Here is a 25,582-nt window from a genome sequence, read left to right on the forward strand (position 1 = left end):
TATCGAGGGTTGACCGTCAGGGCCGGTCGTAGGCCGACCGAGCGGTTCCCGCGAGCATTCGGCGAGACGGACGAGAGCATTCAGGTCAGCCATCCTGGCGGCGGTTGAGGCACCGCCGCCCACGCCGGAGGATCCGAACGTCCCGGCGGTGACGGCCCGCGGATGCGCGCCGTCACTAGGATGGAAGTCAGGGTCACTGCCGAGCCTGTCCACGGCTGGTTGGCGCATGGAGGGTCTCCCAGGTCAAGCGCAGAGCGTCCCCCATCCACCGTCTCCCTCCTCTGCTCCCTCAACCGAAAGTGCCTGGTGACCTGCGGACTACGAGCGCGGTGATGTCGTCCCGCTGTTTCCTTTCGGAGTGTCGGCTCAGGTCGTTTGCTAGGCAGTCGACGACCTCCCAGGGAGAGACATCCGTCCAGCCCTGTAGGCGTTCCTCGAGCGGATAGAACGCCCCGGTGCTGCTGCGGGCCTGTGTAACTCCGTCGCTGCAGGCAAGAAGGGTGGCGCCGAGTGGGAACGGGAACCACACGACGGTCCGCGGTTCCAGGGCAAGGTCCGCAAGACCGAGTGGCACGCCGGGGTCCCCGAGCAGCACGGGGGTGACTGGTCCCTCGTTCAGCACATAGGGCGGGAGGTGGCCGCAGTTGACGGCTTGTGTTTCAGTCGAAGCGTCGACTCCCAGAACGAGGGCGGTGACGAACCGCTCAGGTTCGCCCATCTGTTGGGCGAAGGCGTTGTGTCGGGCGACGGCGCTTTCCAGGGACTCCACGACGGCGGTGAGCGTCGGTTCTTGTAGGGCGGCCTCGCGGAACGCTCCGAGCGTGGCGAAAGCAGCTCCTATCGCAGGTAGCCCCTTACCCTGGACGTCACCGAGGAGTAGACGCGTACCGAAAGGCGAGGCCACCACCTCGTAAATGTCTCCTCCAACCAGCCGGTCCTCCTCCACCGGCAGGTACAGCCCGTCAACCACCACCTGGTCGGTGATTATTGGGAGGGGGCGTAGCACCTGCCGTTGCAAGGCGACAGCCGTAGATCGGACCCGACGCAGAGCCCGCTCGCGCCGGACCCGTCTGCAGCAAATCAGGACAAAAAACACACCGAGGACGACGGCCAACACCATGACGATCACGGAGTCGTACCAGGAGGGAAGCGGCCGGTAGATCAGCACACCTGTGATGCAGATCAACATCCAGCCGACTGCGTAGGCAGTCTGACGCACCGTGCCGATCACCGCCGGGAAAGCGGGCAGTAGGACCAGGAGGGGGGCGAGCCGCACCGTCTGGTCATCGATTACCAGTTCCAGCAGCACTATCGGAACGGTCAATACGACCACATATACCATCGGGGCCTTGACGGTGCCTGTGTCACACAGTTCGTCCACGCGCCCGGCACGCGGTGCAAGCGGCGGACGGGGTGCGCGTAGCGACATACGCCGACAAAACATACTATTCAGGGTCTCGCAGTCCGTCCACCCCGGCAAACTGCTGGCGACGTGGCGTTCACTCACCACTCAAGCCGCGGCGCCCCGAAGCCGGCAACCGGTCGCCGTGCTCACCCCGGAGAAAGCGCGTTCATGACCCCTCCGGGCTTGAGTACACGAAACGGGATGCCCGGCCTCCAGCCAGTTGCAACTGCCCGGCCAAGGACTACGGTCCATTGGGCTCGACGGTGACGGGTGGTCTGCTGTTCACGTCGTCACGGAGGATGACCACCGGGCAGGTCGCGTGGTGGACGCAGTGCTGGCTCACCGAGCCGAGCAGCGCCTCGGCGAATCCCCCGTGCCCACGGTTTCCGACAACGAGCAGTTCCGCCCCTTGCGCCTTGTCCAGCAAAACTTGAACGGTGTTACCGAACTGCTTGCTCTCACGGATCTCGACCGGCGGCTCGGGCCCCACGACTTCGTCGATGCTCTCACGCAGCACCTGGGCAGCCAGCCTGTCGAAGTCGCCGGTGACCAGTGCGTCGCTCATCCCGTAGGCCGGCGGGTACTGCCAGGCGATCACCACGTCCACAATGCCCCGCCGGAGCCGAGCCTGGTCCACGGCCCACCGCAAGGCGGCCTTGGACGAATGCGAGCCATCGACTCCGACCACGATCCGACCAGGCGGTGAAATACCTACCGTCATCTCAGCCGCCTTCGGGCCGCGAACGACGACCACAGGGCAGGTCGCGTAGTGAACACAATGCTGCCCCACGGATCCCAGCAGCGCCTCGGAGAATCCACCATGCCCTCGGTTCCCCACGACCAGAATTTCCGCCGACCGCGAGGTGTCCACCAACGCGCCCGCGGGATTCCCTTCGAGCACGCGGCATCGGATCTCGACCGGGTGCTCCGGTCCGATGGCTGCGTCGATGGCTTCGTGCAAAAGCGTGCCAGCCCGCTCTATGTACGGGGTCCGATCCGGCGCAAAAGGGATTCCGTACCAGGTGAAGGGCATTTCCCAGACGGTAACCGCCTCCACTGACGCCGCTGTCAACTCCGCTTGCCTGACCGCCCACCGCAGGGCAACCTTCGACGGTTCGGAACCATCGATACCCACCACGATGCGTGCGCTCGACGCCTCTTCGACGCTCATTCGGCACCTCCCACCGTCTCCCTCCACCCCATCCTGCGCCTGCGGGTTCATTTGCGCGCAGATGAAGCTGAGGCCGGAGTCCGGGCAGTGCCGCGTGACGCAGGTGCTCGACAAGCGCTGCGGTGGTCATCGACGAAGTCCGACTCTTTGCGCCCCAGGCCCAAATGCCGACGGCCTGACCAGGGTTCCTGCAAAGCCTGCCGAGTATGCCGCCATCGAGCTTGCGACACCGTCATGACACATGCTGAGGTCCAGCAAGCGCAGCGCTCGCCCGCTCCACCTGGTTGGTGGGCTACGACGACCCCATGGCCAGCGGCGCCTGGCCTGGGCTGCCGGAATGCCCCTGCTGGTCGCCTACATCAGCCCGCTTCCCTCCCCTCAACTACCCAGGATTCACAGTTCCGGCCCCTGCAGCCCCGCAGGCCGACGCGCCTGAGAGCATCAAGCCGACGCACTCGTACTTGGCGGCCCAGAGCACCGCTTGCACCGTCTGATCGGCTCGGTGCCCGCACGAATGGCCCGGGACCGCCCACTTCCCTCTCATCGTGGTCCCGTGATCCGATCCGGGCCAATGGCAGCCCAGCGGTGGGAGGCGAGATCCTCGTAGCGCGACGCGCACCTGTCTGGCGCTCGCAGTACGGTGGCCATGCAGGGAAGGCGGCCACAGCCCTATCGGCTCCCGACCCGCCGGGAGGTGCCCCATGTCGATTGATCCAGAGCCACCGGAAGAGGCAGCCGGGCACGTCACCGCCGCATTGGAGGAGAGCGGCCGACTGCCCGACAAGCAGTCCTCCGAGGAACTGAACACCCAGGTACGACAGTTGACCATGGATCAGCGCCTGCTGCGACGCCTGCTGGACGCGGTGGTGGCCATCAGCGCCGACATGGACCCCCGTGCCGTACTCCAGCACATCGTGGAAACCGCCGCCGATCTCATCGCCGCCCGTTACGGCGCGCTGGGGGTGCTCGGGGACAGCGGAGACATCGTCGACCTGATCACCGTCGGGGTGGACGACGAGAAGCTCAGGGCCGCCTCCGGTCTCCCACAAGGGCACGGTCTGCTGCGCGGCCTGATCGCTGAATGCCAGCCCTTGCGGGTCGACGAGATCGCCGCCGACCCCCGCTCGGCCGGCTTCCCGCCCGACCACCCGGTGATGACAACACTCCTGGGTGTCCCACTGACTGTCCGCGACACCCTCTACGGCACCCTCTACCTCGCAGACAAACACGACGGCACACCGTTCAGCGAGGAAGACCAGGCGCTGCTGACCGCGCTGGCCAGTGCCGCGAGCGTCAGCATCGAAAATGCCCGCCTGTACGAGCGCCTCCGACGCAGCACCGAAAACTTCCAGCGCCGCCTGCTGCCCACCCTGCCCGACCTGGGCCCCCTCGCCGTCGAAGGCGCCTACCAACCGGCCTCCGACCTCCCCCGGCTCGGCGGGGACTGGTACGACGCCCTGCTCCTGCCGGATGGCGCCACGTGCGTCGTGATCGGAGATGTCACCGGCCACGACGTCGAAGCCGCCCCCCTGATGGGCCAGATCCGCAACATGCTGCGCGCCCTCGCCTACGACCACGGCGGGCCGCCCAGCCTGATCGTATCGAGACTCGACCACGCCCTGACCATGTTCGATGATCCCCCCACGGCCACGCTGGTCTGCGGTCGCATCGAGGAGGGCCGTGACGGGTACACCTTCCGCTGGAGCAACGCCGGACACCTCCCGCCCCTGCTGATCGGCGCGGACGGTGACACCGGCTACCTCGCTCCCACCCAGCACGGCATTCCGGTGGGCATCGATCCCTCCATCCCCCGGTTCACCCACGAGCACCCGCTCCCGCCCGGCAGCACCTTGCTGCTGTTCACCGACGGGCTGGTGGAGCGCCGCAACCAGGACATCGACACGGGCCTTGCCGCCCTGGCCGGCCACGCCGCCCGCCTGGCCACGGCACCCCTGCCCCAGCTGTGCGCCGACCTCGTCGCAGGGCAGGACCAAGTATTCGACGACGATGTTGCGTTGCTCGCCCTGCGCACACCCGACTCGCTGTCAACTGCGGCGTGACGAAGTCGCTTGGAGCTCGCGCAGATAGGCGGCGTCACCGTGCGCCTGGACGCCGGCTTCGACTCGGCCAAGACCCGTGCCGAACTCGCCGCGCGCAGTCTGCACGGTCGCATCGCGCACAAGGGTGAGAAGGTGCCGATCCAGCCGGGCCAGCGCTCGCACGTCGAGCGCACCCACGCGTGGCACAACGCCTCCACCGGCTCGCCCGATGCTACGAACGCTGCGTCGCGGTCATCGACGCCTTCTCGACCTCGCCAAGACGATCACTGTCCGTAGCCTGCTCCGCAAGGCGTGGACGACCCACTGCTGGGGCAACCACCCGAACCGTCGCCCCTGAGCGCGTGCCTATTTCCGGAACGTCTGGTGTGTTGAATGCCGACATGATCGGTACGTATGCCTATAGGTACAGCCGCCATCGCCCCGCGGACGTGTCTAGCAGGCCGTCACGGCAGCAGTGCGTATTTTCCCTATATGGGCGACGATCGGTATATGGGCGACGATCGGTGTGCCTGGTGCGAAGCTCCACTGCCGGAGTCGGCAGGCCCGGGTCGGCGGTATTGCCATCAGGCGCATCGGCAGGCGGCCTGGCGAGCCAGGCGTCGCTGGCAGGCGGCGGCAGAGGCGCGGCAGGCGCTGGAGTTCGCGCAAGCGGATCTCCTGACGCAGGTGCAGGCCGCAACCCCGCAGGCGAGCGACTCGCGCCCGGGGCGAGGAGCGGAGGTCTGCCATGTTGCCGCCGTGGCGGAGGTGCCCGGGCTGGCCGATCAGCTGGTGCGCTGGGCCGTGTTGGCGGACCGACGAACCGGGGCCAGCTGGGCGCAGATCGGTGCTGGCCTGGGCATCAGCGCGGAGGCGGCCAGACATCGCTTCAGGCGCCTGGAGGGTTCCCTGCCTGGTGCCGCTCGGAAGGGTGAGAGCACGAAGGACCTTGCCGGCTTCGGCACTGGCACAGGCTCCGGCACGCATCTACTCGACGCCGCTTTGGACCAGTTCATGCGGGATGCAGGCGCCTCCGGGGGTCTGGTGTACCTGCTGCAGCCGGGCGAGCGGGTGCTCCGGCTGACGGTGCTCGCGGGGGTTCCCCGGCAGATCGCCGCGCACTGGACTCAGGTGCCGCTGGCGGCCCGCACCCCGGCGACCGACGCCGTGCGCGAGCGGCGCTTGGTGTGGATAGGCAGCCAGGAAGAGATGGCGCGACACTACCCGCAGATGGCGCTCGCGCTGCCCTACCCCTTCTCGGCAGCCGCTGCCCCGATCACCACCGGCACCACCGTCTGGGGCGCCCTGGTGGTGCGGTGGCCCAGCTCGCACCCATCGCAGCTGACCCGACACGAACGCAACGCGATCCATACGTCCTGCCGCCGCCTGGGCCTTCTCCTGCGGCAGGCCGCCGACAGCGGCCACCCGCTGCTGCCCGGGTCCGAGCCGCAGGTCCTGCCCCCCCTGCGTGCCCGCGCTCGCGGGCCAATCCAACAGGCGGCAGCGGCGGACTTCGCCGAACGCCTGCCCGGAGGATGCTGCACCTTGGACCTTGACGGCCGGATCACCTTCATCACAACCACCGCCGCCGACCTCCTCGGCGCCAGCGCCGTCGACCTGCTGGGCGTCCTGCCCAGGCAGGTCCTGCCATGGCTGGACGACCCAGTCGTCGAAGACCGCTACCGGGCCGCGGTACTCAGCCACGAGCCAACCTCCTTCACCGCCCTGCGCCCACCAGACCAGTGGCTGTCCTTCCACCTCTACCCGGACGTCTTCGGCATCAGCGTCCGCATCGCCCCGGCCTCGCCGGCCCCTGCCTCGGAGACGTCAGAAGTTCTGCACCCCGCACCGCCGGCCGCACCAGGCCGGTCGACCGCCCACCACCACCTGATGCACCTCGCCACCACGCTGACCGACGCCGCCGGGGTCACGGACGTGATCGACCGGATCGCTGACCTGATCCCGACCGCCTTCCATGCCCAAGCCCTCGCCCTGATGATCGCCGAGGAGGGCCGGCTACGGATCATCGGATACCGCGGCTACACCGCCGCACTCATGGACCGCTTCGACGGCATCCCCCTGACCTCGGACACCCCTGCCGTGGATGTCCTGAACAGCGGCCTCCCCAGCTTCTACGCCACCTTCACGGACCTCAAGCGCGCTTATCCCCCCGCCGTCCTGCAGGACGGCAAGGCCGCCTGGGCCTTCCTGCCCCTGATCGCCTCCGGCCGCCCCGTCGGTTCGCTGGTCCTCGCGTACGACCGGCCGCATCCCTTCACGCCCGAGGAACGAGCTGTCCTCACCGCGACCGCCGGACTGATCGCCCAGGCTCTGGACCGCGCCCGCCTCTACGACGCCAATCAGGCTCTCGCCCACAGTCTGCAAGCCAGCCTGCTGCCTCAAGCGCTGCCCCGCATCCCCGGCCTGGACGTGGCCACCCGCTACCTCCCCACCGCTCACGGCATGGACGTCGGCGGCGACTTCTACGACCTCATGCATCTCGACACCGACCTCGCCGCCGCAACAATCGGCGACGTCCAAGGCCACAACGTGAACGCCGCCGTCCTCATGGGGCAGGTCCGCACCGCCGTCCACGCCACCGCTGGCGCATCGCCCGGCCAAGTCCTCGCCCGCACCAACCGCCTGCTCACCGACCTCGACCCCGGCCTGTTCACCAGCTGCCTCTACGTCCAGCTCGACCTGGCACGCCACCGCGTCTGCCTGGCCACCGCCGGCCACCCGCCCCCACTCCTGCGCCACCCCGACCTACACACTGAGATCCTCCCGCTGATACCCGGACTCCTGCTCGGCATCGACCCCGACGCCGAATACCCAGAGACCAACATCCCCCTACCGCCCGGAGCTGTGCTCGCCCTGTACACCGATGGACTCGTCGAAACCCCCGGCATCGACATCGATGACGCCACCGCCGACCTCGCCGACCAACTCGCACAAGCCCGGGACCAGACCCTCGACGCCCTCGCCGACACCCTCATCCACCACGCCCAACGGGTCGCCCCCCGCAACGACGACATCGCCCTGCTCCTCATCCAGCCTCAACAACACGGCCGCTGACACCAAAAGCCCGCCCCGCACGGCGGGGCTCCTGTCTCCGCCCCGCCCACGCCGCCGGGCTCGGTGAAGCATGCCTACCTTTCGAGACCACCCGATCGGAGCCGGTGGAAGGCGTTCTGCCACACGTGCGCGATCAGTTTGAGCCGGGCGAAGACGCCGAGCCGGATCCACTTGATCCAGTCGCTGATACGGCTACGGTGGCAATCCAACGGGTGGGCCGATCGACCGTAGGGCGCTTGGGTAGCGGGTCGCGCATGATGGAAGGACGGGCACAGCTCTCCCCCAGGGGTCACAGAGCATTGCAAATCCATGATCACCGGGGCCTGTGCCACCTTGTGGGGCCCCACGCCGCCTATCCGCGCGAGCTCTTAAGACCCTTTTTTCACAGACGGAGAATGTGGCCAGTCCGCCAGGCCGTCGGGCGATGGAGTACGTTGCGTTGCCTCCTCCGGTGAGTGGTAGATCTGGTAAGTCGCGTGCAGGCCGCTGATCTCGAAGACCCTGACTATCGGGCCAGGGGTGTACGTGATACGCAGTGAGCCACCGTGTTCACGGATGCGTTTCGTGATCGCCACGACCATGCCCAGTCCCATCGAGTCCATGAAGGGAACGAAGCACAGGTCCAGAACGAAGTGACGGTGTCCCTCACCGAGAAGCCTGATCACTGCCTCGCGGATCATGGGAGAGGTACGGAGGTCCACATCGCCGTCGACCTCAACGACGGTCCAGCCGTTCACCACGTCGTAACTCACGGTCACGTGCTCGTCCCGGATGATGTTGGTTCGCATTGCCATCCCTCTTCACGTCTTCGGACAGCCGCACACCCGCACGGCGATCAACTCAACGCCTGGTCAGCGACTCAAGTGGGAAAAGTTCGGTCGGCGACCACCTCCTGCCAGCATGGCCGCTCACAGCTCGGTGGCGCGGGCGTCGCCGTAAATCGCGAGCATCCTGTCGACGTCATCGCGGCGCAGTTAGCGCAGCTCAGGCGCTGTCTGCGGAGGGAAGGACGCTCACCCGCGTGGAGCTGAAGAGAGCACGGGGGCACCGGTCATCGCGCGAGGCTGGAGGCAGAAAGTGGGGGAGGTGGTCTCGCGGTAGTCGTATCCCGCCGACGACGTTCGTGGGTCACGGTTACGGAGAGGCCGAGCACATGGTCAGGGCTCTCGACGGAGGTCTGGGGTCGTAGCACGTGCTGCCTCGCTAAGGGTGTGGGGCACATGGGCGTTACATAACAGCAAGCCAGCCGACGACTTGGTTGCCCGAATCGGCGCACATCAGATGGCCACCGCGGAGCGCAGGCCGACGCGCGAGTTTGAGAGGTGAAGTCGGTAGCGAAGGAACAGATACGAATCCCGTCGCCGGGCGCTGATCAGATCCATCCATGCCGGTTGCTCTGGCAACAGTTCGAGTCCGGCGATCAACCCGGGGCGGGGGGTATCGGCACGGCCGGCGAGTACCGGGGATGTCGTGAGGAACAGTTCATCCAGCAAGCCCTCACCGAGCAGGTTGCCGATGAGGTGCGGCCCGCCCTCAGTGAGCACCGTGGTATGTCCGTGAGCGTGTAGAGCCGCGAGTATGTCGGCCATACGGACGGTCGAGCCTTCCCTTGTGGGGAGTACGGTGCACGCTGGCGGCAGGCGTCCGTCCAGTCGGCGGGTGCCGTCCATGGTGGTGGCCACGAGCGCGCCCGACTGCAGGGCTGGGTGTTCTGTCGGGAGGTCTCCGCTCGCGGTGACCACGACTAGTTCCGGTTGGGTAGCGCGGCCCAGGCTGCGTCGTAGCTCACCGAAGTCGGGGGCTGCTTGTGGGCAGACGTGGTCGGGTGTCCACTTGTGGCTGGGTGTGGCTCGGAGTGTGCCGGCTCCGATGAGTACGGCGTCGGCGCATGCACGCAGCAGTCCCATGACGAATCGGTCCGCGGGATTGCGACCACTGATCGCCGAGCCGGAGGAGAGGAATTCGGGGCCGAGGGCTGCAACGCCGTCGATGGAAGTGACAAAGTTCGCGTACACACACGGTGGGGTGAAACCCAGATCGCCGCCGTAGACGGTGGCGAGTGCCGGCGGCAGACCAGAGCCGGGCTGCCCGGCCTCCTCGTACAGCAGATCCAGGGGTTCCAACGAGCCTGTCTGTCTCCCGCTAAGGGGGTGGGCGGCGCTGTCCTCAGCCATGTCCGGCCAGGCCCCGTTGGCCGCACAGCGTGAAGAATTCGCCACGCAGTTGCGGATCCTCGTCGTAGGTGCCTCGCCAGTGGGTGGTGCGGGTGCTTGACTCGATCTCCCGCACTCCGCGCATCTGCGTGCACAGATGCACCGCTTCCAAGTGGACCGCGACGCCGTGTGGCAGCAGGATCTGCTGCAACGATTCGGCGAGTTGGCGGCCGATGCGCTCCTGCATCGAGAACCGGCGGGCGAACAGCCGCACCAGCCTCGTCAGTTTGGACAGCCCGAGGATGTGCTCATGCGCGATGTAGCCGATGTACGCCTTCCCGAAGAACGGCAGGCCGTGGTGCTCACAGAGGGCGAAGAACGGGATCGGCCCTTCGACGATCTGGCTGATCCGGCAGTCCGACCCGCCACGGCATTCGGTCTGGAACGCGGTGACCAGCTTCTCGTCGCCTTCGTAGCCGCTGGTCGCGTCGAAGATCGCACGCAGGAAGCGGCGGGGAGTGTCCACCGTGGCCTCTGACCCAACGGCCAGGCCCAGCGCACCGAAGATCTCCCTCATGTAGCCCTCGAACCGCTGCCACTCTTCGGGCGTGATCTCCCGCGGAGACACGGCCGCCCACTCCGCCTCATCGGTGAGGGGTACAAGCCGTTCGCCCACCATTCCCACGACGGGCGGGGGACCATACATCTGCGTGAATTGCTCGTTCATATGCAGCCTCAAGACGCGACGAACATCTCGCGGAGCCGATTCATCCATTATCGCGCTCTATGCGAGGGAACGCTGAGCGAGTTCACAACGTGTCCTGCGTCGGCACACTGAGTTACCCGTCAGTGTTTCGACCCATTGCCGGCTGGCCGGTACAGATCCAGCAGGCGGGTCCGGGTTGACTGAAGCCGGTTCCACCACGGTGCCTACACAACGTGTGATCGCCTACCCCAGGGCAGATCCCCCCTCGCACGGTGAGGTCCTCTCGCTGCCCGCTCGCGGCCCAGTTCTGCGGTACAGGTTGCGTAGGACACAGAACTCGTTGTCCTCGGGGTCATCTACACCGGCGTGCTCGATGTCGACACGGCCACCGCCGAGACCTTCGCGAAGCTGCTGGCCGAACACCGTGAACGGCTTTGCACCGGCAAGACCACCGGGCTCTCGGCCCCTTCAAGCATGGTGTGTTGGTCCGTGGCCGGGGCCAGATGCGGTCGACCAGCCCTCTTGTGCCGTCGGTGTGCGCGGGTGTGTCGTAGACGCACGAACGTGCACTGTTCGCTTGGCCATGGAGGGATCTCCGGGGAGTACTCCGCTTCTGCCCGCGTCATACGTAGTAGCGAGAGATAATCTCGAGCCGCGCCACCTCGTCTGGTCCGGGATAGGCCACCAGGACCGGCAGGCCGCTGGGATCCCGGCCCTCGATGAGGGTGAAGCCCTCACTTTCCCTAATGTCCACGCGGTCGGAGCGGGCTCTGAGCACGCGCTCGCACCGCTGGAAGTCGTCAGGGCCGTCCGCCGTCCAGATCACGTATTGGGCACCGACATGGCCCGACGGGTGGAAGGCTCTCGGTCCCACGGCGCGTAGGTACACCTGGAAGCCGCTGCGGCTCACGAGTAGCGCGGCAGTGGCGGTGCGTACAGTGACCTCCATATTCAGCAGCTCCTCGTAGAAGTCCGCCGAGGCGTCGTGGTCGCGGACAAACACCACGACCGAGGCCAGCCGGGGCCCGCGTACATCCGGTCCGCTACCGGTCATCTCCGAATCCGGTGGAAGCTGCGCAGGGTGCGGGCCGGAGGACGCCGCTTCATGTGGGTAGGCCATGAGGGCCCCTTCCGCCTTCGACTGCGACACGAGGGTTCTTTGGGCGGTCGGTTTCCACGCTACCGGGACCGTGTCCTACCCGCAGGAAACGTGCCACGGGTCCCTGAGAGGCGCGGCCACAGGTCCTCAGCCTGGCGTGTGCGGCGAGCGTGACCGCGGGTGTGCCGAGCCCGTAGTTGAGCATGAGGAAGCCGGGTGCTTCGAGCAGCGCGATATGAGGGGCGCTGTAGCTGGTGCCCGGGATGCGTCTTCGGCCGCATTCACGCCCTGTTCGGTACCGATGGCGACGAAGACCGCGTAGTAGGGCAGGCGGAGACCAGACCGAGCGAAACGTGTTTCGAGAGTGGGAGTACTGAGGTCGCCCGGGTTCGGGCTCTCGGACGCTGCCCTCGATTGCCGCCATGGACTCCCGCCCAGAACCGGCCGGATAGTCACCGGCGACCGCTCCGGAGACGTCCGCCGCCCTCACTCCGTCTGCCCTCCCAGCCGACTCCATACAACTCGGCGAACCCCGTGCACGGCGACCCTCCGGTCAACCAGCCCGCAACCCTCGAGCGGTCCACCTGCCGACCATGGCTGGAGCGGGAACTGCGCTTGCTGTAGCCGACGTTCCATCGTTGTCCTGGGTGGCTTCGGCTCGCTCGCCACACTGTTGGCCCTGGAGGCTGCCAAGTGGCCGGTGCTCCGCCCCCGCCCCGCATTCGGCCACCGGCGGGTCAGTTTGCGGGCGGCAGACTCCAGCACCCCTACTCAATCGGGTCCTCATTCGAGGGCTCGCTTTGGACGATCGCGCTGGTCATGCGCCTCAGCTCACCAGTTTTCGACAAAGCGCTCGATGTCGCTGATCTTACCGAGGACGAACACGACATCGTGTTCGGCGAGGGCGGTGTCCGGGGTGGCGTAAGTGACGTCGCCGCCGGCTGGTTTGACCGCGACAACGGTCAGGCCGAAGCGGGCGCGGATACGCGTCTCGCGCATCGGTTTGCCGATGAACTGCCTCGGCGGCCTGACCTTGATGATCGCATGGTTGTGGTCGACCTCGAAGAAGTCGAGCATGCGGCCGGAGACCAAGTGCGCCACGCGCTCGCCTATGTCGTGTTCGGGGAAGATGACATGGTGGGCGCCGACCCGCTCCAGGATGCGGCCGTGCTGCAGGCTGCTCGTCTTTGCCCAGATGTCATCGATCTCCAGCTCGACCAAGAGCGAGGTGGTCAGGATGCTCGATTCGAGGTCGTTGCCGATGGCGACGACAGCGCGGGAGAACTCATCGGCACCGAGTTGGCGAAGGGCCTCGATGTCGGTGGCGTCGGCGATGACGGTGTGGGTGAGCTGTCCAGCTAGGCTTTGCACTACTTTGGCCCGGTTGTCGATGGCGAGAACCTCGGTGCCCCGGCTGGTGAGTCCCAGCGCCACCGAGCTGCCGAAGCGTCCCAGACCGATTACCAGAACAGGCTGGCCTCTGCTGTCCCCGCGGTCCCTGTGCTCAGCCAACGATGATCCTCTCCTCGGGCAATTCGTAGCGGCGTGTCCGCTCCCGAAGCGCCAGTGCGTAAGCGAGGGTGAGCGGCCCGACACGACCTGTGAACATCACCACGAGCAGCACCACCTGTGCCGCGGTGGATAGGTCGCCGGTGATCCCGGTCGTCAGTCCGACCGTCGAGAAGGCCGAGACAGCCTCGAACAGCGCCTCGTGCAGCCGATGGTCGCTCAGGGCTAGCAGGAGGAAAGCGGCGACCACCACGACGCCGATGCTCATCAGCGAGATCGACAGCGCCTGACGCTGGTTGGTGACCGGCACCTGCCGGCGCCCCACCTCCACGCTGGGCTTGCCGCGGACCTCCGCCCACATCACGAAGGCCAGCAGCCCGAACGTGGTGACCTTGATGCCGCCGGCCGTGCTCGCGCTTCCCCCGCCGATGAACATCAGGACTTCCATGACCAGCACGCTCTCCGGTCTCAGGCCCCCGGTCTCGACAGTGCTGAACCCTGCGGTGCGAGACACGACGGAGGCGAAGAAGCCCGCTAGCCACTTGTCCGGTCCGCTCAGGGGGCCCAACGTCCGTGGATTGCCGTACTCGGCCGCGGTGAGCGCGACCGTACCTACAGCGAGAAGCGTCACGGTCAGGACGAGGGTGATCCGTGTCAGCACCGACCAGGTGCGCGGGCGCCGCCAGGCGCGGCCCAGTTCGAAGACGACGGGAAAGCCGAGCCCGCCCACGATCACGGCCGCTGTGACAGGCAGGCACACCCACGGATCACCGACGTACGGGTGGAGGTTGTTGGCGTAAGGGGAAAGGCCGGCGTTGTTGAAGGCCGAGACGGCGTGGAAGATCCCTTCGAAGGCTGCGTTGCCCCATGGGCGATCGTGGGCGATGCCGAGCGCCACCGTCAGCATTACGGCCGTGATCGCCTCGCCGGCGAGGCTGAAAAGGGCAATGTTGCGAACGACCCGGCGCAGGCCCCGCAGGGTCAGGGCCTTCGTCTCGGCCTGCACCAGCAGGCGGGCGCGCAGGCCCAGCCGGTGGGAGAACAGCACAGCGAAGAGCGTCGCCAGCGTCATGATGCCCAGGCCGCCGACCTGGATCAGCAGAAGGATGACAATCTCGCCGGACATCGACCAGTAGCTGCCGGTGTCCACTGTTGTCAGGCCGGTGAGGCAGACGGCAGAAGTGGCGGTGAACAGGGCGACGAACGGGTCTGCCCGCTCGCCGGACGCTGTGGCGAACGGCAGCGAAAGCAAGCCCGTGCCCACCGCCACGGCAGCCGCGAACCCGCCCGTGATCAACTGCGCCGGATGGAGAAAACGGGTCGCCGCCGTTGCTCGCCGTACCGACCTCGCCGACTGCTTCACCACCTCCTAGGAACGACGACGCTCGCTTCTGGTTACGTTCCGTTCTTGGTCGACTGCGTGGCGGGCCAGATCTTGACCTCGTCGGAGCCGGCTTGGGGGCGGTGACCTGTGACAGGGCGCGCTCTTGAGCTTGTCGTTCAGCATCCGCCCTCGAACGGCCGCGGTCGACCGCGCCACCCGTATGAGGTATCAGTAAGAGGGCGTTTTGGCTTTCGCGTAGAGGACCTCGAAGGCCTGCTCCATGGCGCGGGTGATGTCATATGAAATTGCAGTCACCCCGGGCGCGTCCCTGGCCTTTGCTCCGATCGGCCGAATGTCCAGTGGCTCACTTCGTTAGCCCGGACCCTCTCACCTACAGTGCGCGTGGCCGGTATGCCACCGGCCGAAGGAGCGTTGAAGTGGTGAACAAGGTCGCCGTCGGGCCGCTTGATTCCGACGAGTCATACGAGGACGAACTGCCGGCGAAGCGGAAGCGGCCGGGCAGCATCGTCGTAAAATGGGCGAGTACCACCGATCATAAGACCATCGGCACGATGTACTTGTGTACGTCATTCGCGTTCTTCTGCATCGGCGGTCTGCTGGCGCTCTTCATGCGCGCCGAGCTGGCTCGTCCCGGCACGCAGATCATGTCGAACGAGCAGTTCAACCAGTTGTTCACGATGCACGGCACGATCATGTTGCTGATGTTCGCGACGCCACTGTTCGTCGGGTTCACGAACTGGATCATGCCGCTACAAATCGGTGCGCCCGACGTGGCGTTTCCGCGGCTCAACATGTTCGCGTACTGGTTGTACCTCTTCGGCTCGATCATCGCTGTGTCAGGCTTCCTAACCCCGGCGGGGGCCGCGGACTTCGGCTGGTTCGCCTACTCCCCGCTGACCGACGCGGTCCGCTCGCCGGGGGTCGGCGGCGACCTGTGGATCATGGGCCTGGCCTTTCAAGGCTTCGGTACGATCCTCGGTTCAGTCAATTTCATCACTACGATCATCTGCATGCGCGCACCCGGAATGACTATGTTCCGGATGCCGATTTTCACATGGAATGCATTGCTTACATCGCTTCTGGTGCTTCTTGCATTTCCGGTCCTCGCCGCGGCGCTTCTGACGCTGGAAGTGGATCGCAAGTTCGGTGCACACGTCTTCGACGCGGCCAATGGCGGCCCGCTGCTCTGGCAGCACCTCTTCTGGTTCTTCGGCCATCCGGAGGTGTACATCATCGCGTTGCCGTTCTTCGGGATCGTTTCCGAAATCCTCCCCGTCTTCAGTCGCAAGCCGATCTTCGGTTACGTCGGTCTGATTTCCGCGACGATCGCCATTGCCGGTTTGTCGGTGACTGTGTGGGCGCACCACATGTACGTCACGGGCGGTGTGCTTTTGCCGTTCTTCTCGTTCATGACGTTCCTGATCGCGGTGCCGACCGGTGTGAAGTTCTTCAACTGGATCGGCACGATGTGGGGAGCTTCGCTGTCCTTCGAGACACCGATGCTCTGGTCCATCGGCTTTCTGGTGACGTTCCTCTTCGGTGGTCTGACCGGCGTCATCCTGGCCTCACCCCCGCTGGACTTCCATGTCTCGGACTCGTACTTCGTCGTCGCACATTTCCATTACGTCGTCTTCGGCACCGTGGTCTTCGCGATGTTCGCGGGATTCCACTTCTGGTGGCCGAAGTTCACCGGCAAGATGCTGGACGAACGACTCGGCAAGATGACGTTCTGGACGCTGTTCGTGGGCTTCCACGGCACGTTCCTGGTGCAGCACTGGCTCGGCGCCGAGGGCATGCCGCGCCGTTACGCGGACTACCTCGCCGCCGACGGCTTCACCGCGCTCAACACGATCTCGACGATCTCCTCGTTCCTGCTCGGCCTATCGATGCTGCCGTTCTTCTACAACATGTGGAAAACCGCCAAATACGGCAAGAAGATCGAGGTCGACGACCCCTGGGGGTACGGCCGTTCGCTGGAGTGGGCGACCTCTTGCCCGCCGCCGCGGCACAACTTCCTCACCCTGCCGCGGATCCGCTCCGAATCCCCGGCGTTCGACCTCCATCACCCCGAGATCAGCACCATCGAGGAGATCGACAGACGTCCGGTCGCCTCGGTGGCAGCGGCACCGGGAGACAAACAGGAGTGAGGACACGTGCCGGAGAACAGCGTGTTCGTAGGGGCTGATATGGACGAAGATGGCCTGTTCGCCGGGCTCGACAACCTCCTCCTGTCGAGTGCGCAGGACGAGGAGGCACGCCGCCGAGCCGTTCACTTCGCCGAAGAGTTGCCCTGGCTGACGGCTGCTCAGCGGGCCGACGTCGAGCGTGCCTTTGCCGCCGACTGGGCAGCTGCTTCGCGGGCGATCGACGCCCGGGTCTCCGCTCGGTCGGCCGAAATCGCCATCGACTACGCCACTCGCTATCGACTTCTCAGAAGGCGCTGTCTGTCGGCCGTCACAGCCGGCCTGGGCGTGGTGACCTGCGTCCTGGGCCTTGCCCTGCTCGTCGCCCGCTGACGTCCGTGCTTCTTGCCGACAGAGGCAACGCAGGCTGGTGGGTTCTGGTGTCGGCACGGGGGATGGCGAACCGTAAGCTACGCCAGGAACTCACGACCCTGCTGGAGCAGCCACTACCCGACCTCAGTCCTTCCCGTCAACGGCTGAAGGAGATCATCGGGCACGTTCGCGCCGGGTATCTAAGGCGATGGGCGGTGGCGGTCAGCGCTCCGGTCGACAGGCGCGTCAAGCCGGAGCGGTTTTCCCGCACCGTGGCGGCGCATCTACTGGATCCGGAGTCAAGCGCGAGCCATCTGCGATCTTAGGCGTCCGAACTCTCAGGGCTCGGGCGACCAGGATCGAGATCGCGGAGAGCGCTGCAGAGCGCGCCGGCACCCCGACACAGAACCTATGACGTCCTGGTGGCACTGGAGAAGGTGCGACGGCGCGTGTGGGGGCATTCCGGCGTCCCACCAGCCCCAGCCGGCCTGCCGGTCCCGAGCCATCCAGGCCGTCCGGGGCTTGGCGAGCCTGGTCGATGGAGCCCCCTCCCACCCAACTCCAAGCCCTGATCAATGCCGTCAGCACCGGGAGACTCCCCGGACGGTCACCATCAACGGGCAGATCGTCGGGCTCGCCCACGACGACCGTGACCTCGTCGAATTCCTGAGGCGGGCCGGCCTCGACGGCGCCTGGGATCTCCTCGACGACGCGCACTGGGTCGAGTGGCGCGACAGGCGGGCCCACCGGTATGAGGCGGCGTGACGGCGGGGTCTACAGGAAGCGGGCCAGGAGGCCGACCACGATGACGCCGATCATCAGGGTGCCGACGATCCACTGCTCCCGGGGGACGTCGAAGACGTTGAACTTGTCCGGCTCCATGACCTGCTCGCCGTCCGGGACGTGCCCGCCGTGGAAGAGGTGCCGGTGCTTGGCCCGCTCCTCGTTCAGGCCGTGGCGCGTGACGACAGCCGGCGAGGTCGTGCGGCACTGCTCGCACCGGTAGGCGTACATCCCTGCCCCCTCCTTCATTTCAGATCACTTCCCATCATGGCGGACTTTCCGGTCCTTTGACTACGGAATGCACCGGGCCGCAAGCCGAGCGTAGCGTTCGCTATTGCCGCGTCAGCACGTTGTTCCGCACACCGAAGTAGGCAAGCGCCGCCAGTGGCGGAACAGTCACGCCGAAGTGCAGGGCCACGCTCACCAGCGGATCCGCGAGGTAGGCGTGCCAGAGGACCGCCAGCTCGGCGGCTGAGATGTGGGGCAGGACCACGCTGCGCACGAGGTCGTCGAAGCCGATGTCCCACAGGTACCAGCTAGCCGCGCTGGCGACGGCCAGGAACCGCACTGCTCGAAAACTCCACGGCAGGTACAGGGCGATCAGGACCGACTTGACGGCTACTCGCCATGCTGCGGACCTCCAGGACATTCGGCCTGCGAGGTGCGCTGTTGCGATCGGCTCGAACTGCCGCCGCATGAACGCGCCGAAGCGGTCTTCTCTCCCTGTACGGACCACGGCGAGATCTCTCAGATGCTGGTGGTAGTGCGGGGCGTTGAACAGCCGGTGCCCTTTCCTGATGTGCTCCTCGATGTGTCGCTTCTCCTCGGCGTCGAGCTGCGCTTTGTCGACAGTGGCCACCACGGTGATCGCGGGGATCAGGCCCTGCTTCCCAAGCAGGCTGATCCACGCTCGCATGGCCGGGTTGGTCGGTGACGCGAGGTGGCCGACGAGCCGCTCTTGGAGGCTCTTGGTGGTCTGACCGACGTACCGGACGGTCCCGTCTCGGGGGTCGGACAGGCGGTAGACGAAGCACTTGGTAGCCACGGTAGTTGTCCAGGTAGGTGAGGTAGCAGGCGAGGTAGATGCGCAGGTCAGGGCAGGTAGTTCAGCGAGGTAGACGCTTCTGCGTTCTTCAGGGGAGCGGCGTCTGCGGGCTGCCGGATCGGCAGGTCGATGCGGTGGATTCCGGGCCGGTTACGACCCCCCACTTTCAGCTGCTGACGGACCGGAATACCCCACCTCTCCAGCACCGCCCGGAAGGCCCCCACATCGAGGTCTGTATGGAAGCCGTGAGCGTGCGCGTGGGCGAGGAGATCGGAGAGGTGAACACCGTTACTGTCGGCGATCCGACTGCGTATCCAGTCGATGGTGGCCGCGTACACCTCCTCGGGGGTGGCTGCGGGCGGCTGATCGTGGTCCGGTTCGGCGCGCTCGGGGGCGTCACGCTGCTCGATCCTCCGGGCAACGCGTTCGAGGTACTCGCGGGGGATGAACAGGGCGACCGCTGTCGCCCACGCCACGGCGATCACTACGGCTGCCCAGCCGCCGTAGTGGATGGCGGCGTACAGCGTGATCCCGTGGACCACCCAAGGCGCCTTCCAGCCAGCGCGGTCAGTGAGCCATCTGGCCGGCCCGCACACGCCCGTGAACAGCGCGCCGAGGAGGCCGACCTCCTCCTCGGTCTTGTCGGCCTCGACCCCCTCGCCACCGTCGACGAGAGGAGCCTCGAGCCCGTCGCCGTCGGCGGGGTCGGGGACCGAGCGGAGGGGGGCGGCGCTCATGCGAGCCCTCGCATGATCACGGCGATCTTCGTGGCGACGATGGCGAACCCGCCGCCCGCACCGGACGCGACGTACCAGAACACGATGCCGAGCATGGACACGCCACGGGTGGTCAGCTTCTTGTAGAGGATGATGATCAGCAGCGTGAGTGCGAGGCTCGCCATGGTGTAGCCAGGGAACACGCTGGTGAACATGCCGATCCCATCGCGCACGAGGCTCGACACCATGTCGAAGGGCGGGCCAGCCGCGTTGTAGGCGGCCCCGGCGATCATCGACAGGACCAGGCAGACACCCCAGCCGAGGGGCTTCATCTTGCCGCCGCTGCTGGTGCCGAACCACAGGAGTGCGGTCAGGGCACCGGCGAGTCCGACGGCGCCGAGGGCGGGGAGGAAGTCCATGCTTCGCGTTCCTTTCCGGGATCGGGGTGGCGGTCAGGCCGGGTTGCCATGCAGCAGGACGCCGACGATCACTGAGACCAGCGGCACCCGGGCGGCAAGCGCGAGGGGCGGCAGCCAGTTGCGGGTGCGTTGGTCGAAGCACCAGATGGCGACGGCGACTCCGTACCAGACGCACACGTAGAAATCGGTCCACGAGTCGTACGTCGCCGCCAAGTAGGCGGTCTCTGCGGTGAAGAACTGCGGGATGCCGAGCCCGAACCCGAGGGCCAAGGCGCTGCCGTTGTAGAGGCCGTGACGGGTCGGCGGTGACATCCCATTCCACGCCTCGGCCAACGACTTCTTGGGCGACTTGCCGCGGTTGTACGTCGGGCGGCTGTAGACCCTTTTGCCGGAGCCGCTCATGCTCCAGCCGCGCCGGATCCGGGCCGGGACCTTGCCTCCGCCCGTCTCGTCTTCCTCTTCCTCGTCGTCCTCGTCGTCTTCCATGTCCTCAGGCACGGGGAGCTGCGTGTCGCAGTCCTCGCACCAATAGGCGACGAGCTGGCCGGTGAGGCTGGCGTGGACCGCGTGCGGGTGCTCGCACGGCTCCTCTTCGGGGGCCTGCTTGTCCAGGTCGACGACGTCGCGCTTCGGCTCCCACCAGTTCGGCAGCCGTCCGCCACCGCGTACCGGCTGGGCCGGGATGGTCACCACCGGGCCTGTGCCGGTCTCGTCGGTGTCGTCGGGTTCGGTCACGGTCGTCGAGCTGTTGAGCCGCTGGATCAGGGCGCGGGGGCGGAGGTCCATCGGGTCACTTCCTTGGGAAGAGGTGGGCGGCGCGCTGGCCGGGGTGCTCCCCCACTGCGCGGTGACGGCGGGCCAGGGAGCGCAGGACGGGCACCGTGCGGTCGGCGGGGACGATGCGGATGCCGTCGAGCACCAGCTCGCCGCCGACGAGCGGGGCGCCGTCCATGGAGACGAGGGGGATCACGGGGCAGCCGAGGACGCGGGCGACGGTCCGGGCTTCGTGGCGGATGCCGTTCAGCCGCCGGGTGACGTCGCGGTTGCCGTGCATGAGCCGGCCGGACTCGACCTTGAGCGGCCAACGGGCCGACCACTTCTTGCTGTCGAGGACGATCACGACACCGTGCGGGCTCACCAGCAGGTGGTCGACGTTCGCGTTGCCGGTCGGCAGTGCGCGGTCGTGGAGGACCGTCCAGCCCTCGCGGGCGAGCGGCTTGAGGCGGGCCGCGGTGGCTTTCTCCCCTGCCGCCCCGGCGGCCCACTGGTTCGCCTGTCGACCGCGTGCGGTCTGGATGCCGATCAGGTCGGCGAGGCGGACCAGTGGACTGCGGAGGCGGCGGGCTCGGGCTGCGGCTGAGGACCCGGCGCCGGGCCGCCGCCGTAAGTGCTGGAGGTACCAGGCGACGGCAGCGGCCACGACGACGACGTGAGCGAGAGTCACGATGCCTTCCGGGACGGGTCGACGCGCAGCGCGGTGCGCCGCACGGTGTCGGCGAGGTTCGGCCGGTCGGGGTGACCCGCCTCCTTGACCGCGGTGACGAGGTCGGCGTCGCTGACCTTCGGGTTGTGGGCGATGACCTCGCGGACGATCGCGGCGATCGACTGGCGGTCGATCTCCGTGACCGTCGGGACGGGCGCCTTCTGCTCGTCGCCGCCCTGGCCGGCCGCGGGGGGGACCGGAGCGGACGGGGCGGGCTCGGGCGCCTGCTCGGCCGGAGGGAGACTCGTCGTCTGGGCGCTGGCCAGGATCGCCCCGGCAGCCTGGTACTCGACGCCCCCAACCGCCCGCTGGTACGCGGCCCGACGGTTGAGGCGCAGCAGACGGCCGGACAACAGCTCGCGGCTGGCCAGCTTCTGCTCCTGCTGGGTGACCCAGTGCGCGACACCCTCGTCGAGCGGGACGGCGTGGTGCCGGATCAGCAGCGCCCACAGGCCCTTGGACAGCAGATCGATGCAGGCGCCGAAGCCACCGGCCCACGGCTGGTTCAGCGTGAAGCCGTACGTGAAGACGGCACCCATGCTGAGCAAGAGGAAGAACCATCCGGCGATCCGGGCGGCTTTGCCGCGCTCCGGGTCGATGCGGTCAAGCCATTCGAAGGCCATCGCGGTGACCCAAGCCGCGGTGAATAGGCCGCCCGCGCCGTACGCGACGACGTCAGGCACGATCGCGGAGAGCAGCCCTCCGAGGCTGGCGGTCGTCGCCACGATGGCCATTCCGGTGACGCCGACGATCACGCCGGTCGCGCCGCGCAGGATCATCTCGTCCCACTCACGGGGCGGTACCGGCTCCCACGCGTCGTAGGCCACGTTCCGGGTCGAGGGGACACCGTCAATGACGGTCGTCTCCTCCCGATGGCGGGTGACCTTGCGGTACTTCACTCCTGGGGTGCGCGGCTGCTCGGTGGCCTCGTCCATCGCACTTGCCTCTCTGTGGGGCGATACAGGGATGGCGGACCCGCCCCCGAGGACAAGGGGGCGGGCCGGCCGGTGTGCCGCCGTCAGCCGTGCCGGGCACGCTCGCGACGGCGATCTTCGTCCTCCCACGCCTGACCGGCGCGGGCGGCCTTGCGGACATCACGGGCTCGGGACGCCCGGTCTTTGTCCTTCTTCTTGCGGTCCGCCTTTTCGCTGGCGGACTCGCGACCCGCGTACCTCGTCTCCGCGAGCTGGCGGTCGTTGCCGCCGGTGAGCCATCCGAAGCCCTTCATGCGCGTCGCCCCCTCGGAGCTCCGGCGGCCTCGTTGCCGCGGGCCTTCGCCAAGCCGGTGGCGATCCGGGCATCCGAGGCGCGCTCAGCACGCTCGGTCGGGGTGCCGTAGTCCTTCTTCGCCTGGGCGAGGAGTTCGGCAGCGGTCTCGTTCGCCATCAGGCGTGTCCCCCCGCCTGAAGCGCGCGCGTCTGCTCGCTGTCCTCGCTGCGCCAGTCGAAGCCGCAGGCCGTGGCGGCCTTCAGCAGCAGCAGCGCGAACTCGCCACGGGTGATCCCTGCCGGGGCCTCCGGCGCTTCGGCGAGCGCAGCCCGGGACATCTGGGCCGCCCCAACGAACATCGGACGGTCGGACAGCTTGTACGCCTCCGCGCTGACGCACACCAGGAGCGAATGCGGCTCCAGGACGTCGGACGGGTCCTTGGTGGTGAAGTGAGCGGCGACCATGGCCAGCACGCGGCCGGCCGTCACCCTCGGGTCTTCGGCCTGGGCGGGGGTACTCCCCGCGGCCCGGTCAGTAGAGTTCACTGCGTCAGCTCCTGTTAGTGGCAGGTGTCTGGCGTCCCGGCCCGTGTGCAACCACGGATCGGGGTTGAGGCGGTGCCCGGTGTGCAACCACCGGGCACCGCCGCTTTCAGCAGCCCCGACCGCGTGTGCAACCACGGCGGTTGGGGCTTTCTGTTGAGCAACTGGGGTTGCTTGCCTGAATGTACGGGATCCCATACATTCAGGCAACCGGCAACCCGGAGAAAAGGGACGGGATGGCCGAAGAAGAGGCGGTACAGGAGGAGGCTCGACGGGTGTTTGAGGCACTGGATGAGCTCGTGACGATGGACGATCCGGAGGCTCAAGCCCGAGCGATCACACGGGTATTGAAGGACCAACCGGATCGGAACAAGCGGCTCAAGAAGATCCGCCAGGACTACGTCAAAGCCCAGCGAGCCGCCAAAGTCCCCTATCGGAAGATCGCTGATGCGCTGGGCGTGTCGCTCGCTACCGTGCAGGCCATCGAGAGCGGCTACTCCGGGTCGGGCAAGGACCGCCCCAAGTCGACCAGGAAGAAGGCCAATAACGGAGACGCAGCCGAGTAGGCGCGGTATCGCCTTGCCTCGGTAGCGTCCGGCACCTTCCCAGCGTGCGGCCGGGCGGCGTGGACGGCCGCCCGGCCCGGGATCTCACGCCCGCATTTCGCGCGGGAGCCTACCTGGCCGCCGCGCCCACGTCCGGGTGACGTGCGTCGGATTCAGCCTCGGTGATCAGGTATGTGCCCCTATGGTGCGGCCCGCTCTTGCACACCACACAGAGGGGCCGACGCGTCATGACGACAGCACCGGATCAGCAGCCTGCCCAGGTCGGGCAGCCTCCGACGATCATCATCAACAACACTTCCAGCTCTTCCGCTTCGGCGTCGGCCGCGGCGGTCGTCGGGGGCTATGGCCGGCTGGGGCGTCGGCGTCAGTCGTTCTGGGCGCACTTCTGGCTGTTCATGTTCACCGTGGGTATCGGCAACGTTCTGTACGCGATGCACGTGAGCCGCTGGAACAGGGCTCGCGGTCTGTGACGGCGGCCTGAAACGCCGCGAGGCCCTTCCCGTGCTCGAACTACGGGAAGGGCCTCGCGGCTTTCTGTGGGTCAGCGTAGCTCTGTGACGTCACGCCGATGAGCGGCCGGATGTGTGCGTCTGGGCTCTTGGCAGCCAGTAGCGTGCGCCGAATGAATAGTGCTTCCCCTCTCTCGCGCACCTTCCGCTTGATCGTCACGGGGGGTGGGACCGGCGGTCACACATACCCCGCCCTGACTGCGATCCGGACGTTGCGGGGCAGGCTGGCCGCCGAGGGCAGAACGCTCGATGTGCTGTGGATCGGCACGGCGGATGGCCTGGAGGCGCGGGTCGCCCCAGCTGAGGGCATCGCGTTCACCACGGTCGCTACGGGCAAGATCCGCCGTTCCAGCAACCCGCTGAAGATGGTCAGTCCGGCGAACGTGCGGGACATGGCCCGGGTGCCGCTTGGTGTGGCGCAGGCTCGGAAGATCATCGCCGATTTCCGGCCGGACGTCGTTCTCGCCACCGGCGGGTACGTCGCTGTCCCTGCGGGGCTGGCCGCCCGCCTGTGCCGGCGCCCGCTGGTTCTCCACGAGCAGACTGTGCGCCTGGGCCTGGCCAACCGGAAGTTGGCGAGCTCGGCGACGAAGATCGCGGTGTCGTCGGAGTCGTCGGTGCCGCTTCTGCCGGAGTCGGTGCGGGGTGCCGCCGTCGTCACTGGTAATCCGGTCCGCCCGGAGGTGCTGGCGGGGCACGCGGACAAGGCGGTCGAGGTGCTTGGGTTGCGCGGCTTCGACCGGCGCCTCCCGACCGTGTACGTCACCGGCGGCGCCCAGGGTTCCCAGCAGATCAACGACGTTGTTCGTGACTCGCTGCCGTGGCTGCTGAGCAACGCGAACGTGATCCATCAGTGCGGCCCGTCGAACGTCGGAGCCCTGCAACAGCTCGCGACGGTCATGCCTTCGGAGTTGGCCGGACGGTACTACCTCACCGGGTTTGTTGGCCCGGAGCTCCCCGACGTGCTGGCTCTTGCCGATGTCGTGGTCTCCCGGAGCGGCGCGGGCACGATCGCCGAGCTCACCGCCCTTGGTAAACCGGCGGTGTTCATTCCGCTCGCCTCCTCGGCCGGGGGCGAGCAGGCGCACAACGCCCGTCACTTGGAGGCGGCCGGGGCCGCTGTGGCTCTGCTCGGCGAGGTCACCGGGGCGAGCCTGCGTGACGCGGTGGGCCCGCTCCTCACGGACCCCGGTCGGCGGGACGTGATGGCGAAGCGGGCCCGGGGGTACGGGCGACCGGATGCGGCGGACAGGCTTGTGGACGTGATCCTGTCCGCCGCGTCCGGCTGACCATGTCCGGACGGTGTCCGGGCT

25 protein-coding genes and 1 pseudogene are annotated in these 25,582 nt (G+C 67.3%); 8 read left to right on the top strand and 18 right to left on the bottom strand.

The features are described 5' to 3' along the window. Positions 1 to 289: 289 nt before the first annotated feature. The gene (locus OG963_RS14665; protein ID WP_371799067.1) at positions 290 to 1,309 is read right to left on the bottom strand and encodes a PP2C family protein-serine/threonine phosphatase; all 1,020 of its coding nucleotides are present in this window, start codon (positions 1,307 to 1,309) and stop codon (positions 290 to 292) included. Between the two features lie 337 nt (positions 1,310 to 1,646). Continuing rightward, a complete protein-coding gene (locus tag OG963_RS14670) occupies positions 1,647 to 2,576 on the bottom strand; it encodes a universal stress protein (protein ID WP_371799068.1) in 930 nt (309 codons plus the stop codon). A gap of 701 nt (positions 2,577 to 3,277) precedes the next feature. On the opposite strand from OG963_RS14670, the gene OG963_RS14675 reads away from it, so the two are divergent. From OG963_RS14675 to OG963_RS14685, 3 genes and pseudogenes are all read left to right on the top strand, one after another. Then, the gene (locus OG963_RS14675; protein ID WP_371799069.1) at positions 3,278 to 4,636 is read left to right on the top strand and encodes a PP2C family protein-serine/threonine phosphatase; all 1,359 of its coding nucleotides are present in this window, start codon (positions 3,278 to 3,280) and stop codon (positions 4,634 to 4,636) included. A 33-nt stretch (positions 4,637 to 4,669) separates the two neighbouring features. Then, positions 4,670 to 4,973, top strand: a pseudogene (locus OG963_RS14680) (IS5/IS1182 family transposase); the annotation flags it as partial. Between the two features lie 551 nt (positions 4,974 to 5,524). Beyond that, the gene (locus tag OG963_RS14685; protein WP_371800296.1) at positions 5,525 to 7,690 is read left to right on the top strand and encodes a SpoIIE family protein phosphatase; all 2,166 of its coding nucleotides are present in this window, start codon (positions 5,525 to 5,527) and stop codon (positions 7,688 to 7,690) included. A 368-nt stretch (positions 7,691 to 8,058) separates the two neighbouring features. Here the strand turns inward: OG963_RS14685 and OG963_RS14690 are convergent, their stop codons facing one another. From OG963_RS14690 to OG963_RS14715, 6 genes are all read right to left on the bottom strand, one after another. Beyond that, positions 8,059 to 8,478 carry an STAS domain-containing protein gene (locus tag OG963_RS14690; RefSeq protein ID WP_371799070.1) on the bottom strand — a complete coding sequence of 140 codons (420 nt, stop codon included), beginning with the start codon at positions 8,476 to 8,478 and terminating at the stop codon, positions 8,059 to 8,061. A gap of 489 nt (positions 8,479 to 8,967) precedes the next feature. Continuing rightward, complete coding sequence (locus OG963_RS14695) at positions 8,968 to 9,813, bottom strand: RibD family protein (protein WP_371799071.1); 846 nt, start codon at positions 9,811 to 9,813, stop codon at positions 8,968 to 8,970. 43 nt (positions 9,814 to 9,856) lie between these two features. Next, positions 9,857 to 10,618: a GTP cyclohydrolase I gene (gene folE, locus OG963_RS14700; RefSeq protein WP_371799072.1), complete on the bottom strand. Its 762-nt coding sequence runs from the start codon at positions 10,616 to 10,618 to the stop codon at positions 9,857 to 9,859. A 553-nt stretch (positions 10,619 to 11,171) separates the two neighbouring features. Further along, a complete protein-coding gene (locus OG963_RS14705) occupies positions 11,172 to 11,603 on the bottom strand; it encodes a VOC family protein (RefSeq protein WP_371799073.1) in 432 nt (143 codons plus the stop codon). Positions 11,604 to 12,479: 876 nt separating this feature from the next. Then, positions 12,480 to 13,160, bottom strand: coding sequence for a TrkA family potassium uptake protein (locus OG963_RS14710; RefSeq protein WP_371799074.1), 681 nt, complete (start codon positions 13,158 to 13,160; stop codon positions 12,480 to 12,482). After that, positions 13,153 to 14,520: a TrkH family potassium uptake protein gene (locus OG963_RS14715; protein ID WP_371799075.1), complete on the bottom strand. Its 1,368-nt coding sequence runs from the start codon at positions 14,518 to 14,520 to the stop codon at positions 13,153 to 13,155. The genes OG963_RS14710 and OG963_RS14715 overlap by 8 nt, the downstream gene beginning before the upstream one ends. Before the next feature lie 398 nt (positions 14,521 to 14,918). On the opposite strand from OG963_RS14715, the gene ctaD reads away from it, so the two are divergent. Next, positions 14,919 to 16,649 (top strand): cytochrome c oxidase subunit I, encoded by a 1,731-nt coding sequence (gene ctaD, locus OG963_RS14720; RefSeq protein WP_371799076.1) that lies wholly within the window; start codon positions 14,919 to 14,921, stop codon positions 16,647 to 16,649. A gap of 6 nt (positions 16,650 to 16,655) precedes the next feature. Beyond that, the gene (locus OG963_RS14725) at positions 16,656 to 17,018 is read left to right on the top strand and encodes a hypothetical protein (protein WP_371799077.1); all 363 of its coding nucleotides are present in this window, start codon (positions 16,656 to 16,658) and stop codon (positions 17,016 to 17,018) included. 753 nt (positions 17,019 to 17,771) lie between these two features. Here OG963_RS14725 and OG963_RS14730 read toward each other — a convergent pair. The 10 genes from OG963_RS14730 to OG963_RS14775 form a co-directional block, all read right to left on the bottom strand. Continuing rightward, positions 17,772 to 18,011, bottom strand: coding sequence for a hypothetical protein (locus OG963_RS14730; RefSeq protein ID WP_371799078.1), 240 nt, complete (start codon positions 18,009 to 18,011; stop codon positions 17,772 to 17,774). 100 nt (positions 18,012 to 18,111) lie between these two features. After that, positions 18,112 to 18,825, bottom strand: a complete 714-nt coding sequence (locus OG963_RS14735; RefSeq protein WP_371799079.1) for a hypothetical protein — start codon at positions 18,823 to 18,825, stop codon at positions 18,112 to 18,114. Positions 18,826 to 18,872: 47 nt separating this feature from the next. Beyond that, positions 18,873 to 19,562, bottom strand: a complete 690-nt coding sequence (locus OG963_RS14740) for a hypothetical protein (protein ID WP_371799080.1) — start codon at positions 19,560 to 19,562, stop codon at positions 18,873 to 18,875. After that, entirely contained in the window at positions 19,559 to 19,960 is a 402-nt protein-coding gene (locus OG963_RS14745) for a hypothetical protein (RefSeq protein WP_371799081.1), read from the bottom strand. The genes OG963_RS14740 and OG963_RS14745 overlap by 4 nt, the downstream gene beginning before the upstream one ends. Positions 19,961 to 19,993: 33 nt before the next feature. Then, a complete protein-coding gene (locus OG963_RS14750) occupies positions 19,994 to 20,746 on the bottom strand; it encodes a hypothetical protein (protein WP_371799082.1) in 753 nt (250 codons plus the stop codon). Between the two features lie 4 nt (positions 20,747 to 20,750). Next, the gene (locus tag OG963_RS14755) at positions 20,751 to 21,404 is read right to left on the bottom strand and encodes a nuclease-related domain-containing protein (protein ID WP_371799083.1); all 654 of its coding nucleotides are present in this window, start codon (positions 21,402 to 21,404) and stop codon (positions 20,751 to 20,753) included. Then, a complete protein-coding gene (locus OG963_RS14760) occupies positions 21,401 to 22,378 on the bottom strand; it encodes a hypothetical protein (RefSeq protein WP_371799084.1) in 978 nt (325 codons plus the stop codon). Before OG963_RS14760 ends, OG963_RS14755 begins: the two co-directional genes overlap by 4 nt. A gap of 83 nt (positions 22,379 to 22,461) precedes the next feature. Beyond that, entirely contained in the window at positions 22,462 to 22,671 is a 210-nt protein-coding gene (locus OG963_RS14765; RefSeq protein WP_371799085.1) for a hypothetical protein, read from the bottom strand. After that, the gene (locus tag OG963_RS14770) at positions 22,668 to 22,829 is read right to left on the bottom strand and encodes a hypothetical protein (protein ID WP_371799086.1); all 162 of its coding nucleotides are present in this window, start codon (positions 22,827 to 22,829) and stop codon (positions 22,668 to 22,670) included. The genes OG963_RS14765 and OG963_RS14770 overlap by 4 nt, the downstream gene beginning before the upstream one ends. Further along, positions 22,829 to 23,197 (bottom strand): hypothetical protein, encoded by a 369-nt coding sequence (locus OG963_RS14775; RefSeq protein WP_371799087.1) that lies wholly within the window; start codon positions 23,195 to 23,197, stop codon positions 22,829 to 22,831. The genes OG963_RS14770 and OG963_RS14775 overlap by 1 nt, the downstream gene beginning before the upstream one ends. Before the next feature lie 233 nt (positions 23,198 to 23,430). Here OG963_RS14775 and OG963_RS14780 point away from each other — a divergent pair, with 233 nt between their 5' ends. The 3 genes from OG963_RS14780 to OG963_RS14790 all read left to right on the top strand — a co-directional run bounded on the left by OG963_RS14780 (position 23,431) and on the right by OG963_RS14790 (position 25,558). Further along, positions 23,431 to 23,760, top strand: coding sequence for a hypothetical protein (locus OG963_RS14780; RefSeq protein ID WP_371799088.1), 330 nt, complete (start codon positions 23,431 to 23,433; stop codon positions 23,758 to 23,760). Between the two features lie 227 nt (positions 23,761 to 23,987). Continuing rightward, a complete protein-coding gene (locus OG963_RS14785; RefSeq protein WP_371799089.1) occupies positions 23,988 to 24,230 on the top strand; it encodes a hypothetical protein in 243 nt (80 codons plus the stop codon). Between the two features lie 152 nt (positions 24,231 to 24,382). Then, a complete protein-coding gene (locus OG963_RS14790; RefSeq protein ID WP_371799090.1) occupies positions 24,383 to 25,558 on the top strand; it encodes a glycosyltransferase in 1,176 nt (391 codons plus the stop codon). Positions 25,559 to 25,582: the final 24 nt, after the last annotated feature.

Origin of the sequence: Streptomyces sp. NBC_01707 (assembly GCF_041438805.1) — a bacterium.
GTDB lineage: Bacteria > Actinomycetota > Actinomycetes > Streptomycetales > Streptomycetaceae > Streptomyces.